This is a genomic window from Mycobacterium sp. (assembly GCF_049683935.1).
GTDB lineage: Bacteria > Actinomycetota > Actinomycetes > Mycobacteriales > Mycobacteriaceae > Mycobacterium.
Map to the genome: position 1 here is coordinate 1 of NZ_JBAUJR010000157.1, position 1,683 is coordinate 1,683.

General features: G+C 66.4%; 2 protein-coding genes. Both read left to right on the forward strand.

From position 1 onward, the window contains the following. The first annotated feature begins 107 nt into the window (after positions 1-107). Positions 108-1,502, forward strand: coding sequence for a glutamate decarboxylase (gene gad / locus WA965_RS09230; protein WP_526302531.1), 1,395 nt, complete (start codon positions 108-110; stop codon positions 1,500-1,502). A gap of 38 nt (positions 1,503-1,540) precedes the next feature. After that, on the forward strand, positions 1,541-1,683 hold a 143-nt coding region (locus tag WA965_RS09235), incomplete at its 3' end, for an alanine racemase (protein ID WP_526302535.1).

Below are 1,683 nucleotides of genomic sequence, written 5' to 3' on the forward strand. Positions count from 1 at the left end.
CGACATGGCCGCGCGGGACCCCGGACCCGCGCCGGTGCCGACATCGGCCTCGGGAATACTTGCGCATCTGCGAACAGCGCTGGGCTCAATGCTCTAGAAAGAACCTCATGCCCAACGTTTCTCACCATTCGTCGTTGTCGCCCGCCTACACCGGAAGGTTGTCCACCAACCCGATTCCGGCCCTGCGTCTGCCGGACGAGTCGATGGATCCGGACCAGACGTACCGCTTCATCCACGACGAGCTGATGCTCGACGGCAGTTCGCGGCTCAACCTGGCCACGTTCGTGACGACGTGGATGGATCCCGAGGCCGGCCTGTTGATGTCGGAGACGTTCGACAAGAACATGATCGACAAGGACGAATATCCGGTCACCGCGGCGATCGAGCAGCGTTGCGTGTGCATGGTCGCCGATCTCTTCCACGCCGAGGACCTGCGCGACGACGACCCGTCCACCGCGATCGGGGTGTCCACCGTGGGCTCCAGCGAGGCTGTGATGCTGGCGGGTCTGGCCATGAAATGGCAGTGGCGCGAGCGGGTGGGTGACGGCTGGAAGGGCCGCACCCCGAACCTGGTGATGGGCTCGAACGTGCAGGTGGTGTGGGAGAAGTTCTGCCGGTATTTCGACGTCGAGGCCCGCTACCTGCCGATGGAGGAGGACCGCTACGTCATCACCCCCGAGCAGGTGATCGACGCGGTCGACGAGGACACGATCGGCGTGGTGGCGATCCTGGGCACCACGTTCACCGGTGAACTCGAGCCCGTCGGCGAGATCTGTGCGGCACTGGACAAGCTGGCCGGGGGCAAGGGCCCCGACGTCCCGGTGCACGTCGACGCCGCCAGCGGTGGGTTCGTGGTGCCGTTCCTGCATCCCGACGTGGTGTGGGACTTCCGGCTGCCCCGGGTGGTGTCGATCAACGTCAGCGGCCACAAGTACGGGCTGACCTATCCCGGCATCGGCTTCGTGGTGTGGCGCAACGCCGCGCACCTGCCGGAGGACCTGGTGTTCCGGGTCAACTACCTCGGCGGCAACATGCCGACGTTCACCTTGAATTTCTCTCGGCCCGGAAACCAGGTGGTGGGTCAGTACTACAACTTCCTGCGGCTCGGCCGCGAGGGCTACACGCAGGTGATGAAGGCTCTGTCGGACAACGCCCAGTGGTTCGCCCGCGAACTCAACGCCATGACCGGCCCCGGCAACAAACGGGTGTTCGACGTGATCTCCGACGGCTCGGCGATCCCGGTGGTGGCGTTCAAGCTCGTCGAGGGCACGACCTACACCGTGTTCGACGTATCGGCGCTGCTGCGCAGCTACGGCTGGCAGGTCCCCGCGTACACGATGCCCGACGACGCCAGCGACATCGCGGTGCTGCGGGTCGTCGTGCGCGAAGGCTTCTCGGCGAACCTGGCCCGCGCCCTTCGTGACGACCTGATCGAGGTGCTGGCCAAGCTGAACAAGGTCAACATCGGCGGCTTCGCCGACGAGGCGCACTTCGCGCACTGAAACCGCGCCTGGGACAATCGGGCGCAGTGATCGCAACCATGAACAGTCCCCGCGCCGTCGTCGACCTCGACGCCATCGCCCACAACGTGGCCACCCTGCGCCAACACGCAGGCTCGGCCGCGGTGATGGCGGTGGTCAAAGCCGACGGCTACGGCCACGGCGCCGCGCCGGTGGCCCGCGC

Excerpts from the sequence above, each read along its gene's own strand:
- gad (WP_526302531.1), top strand. The coding sequence starts at position 108 with ATGCCCAACGTTTCTCACCATTCGTCGTTGTCGCCCGCCTACACCGGA.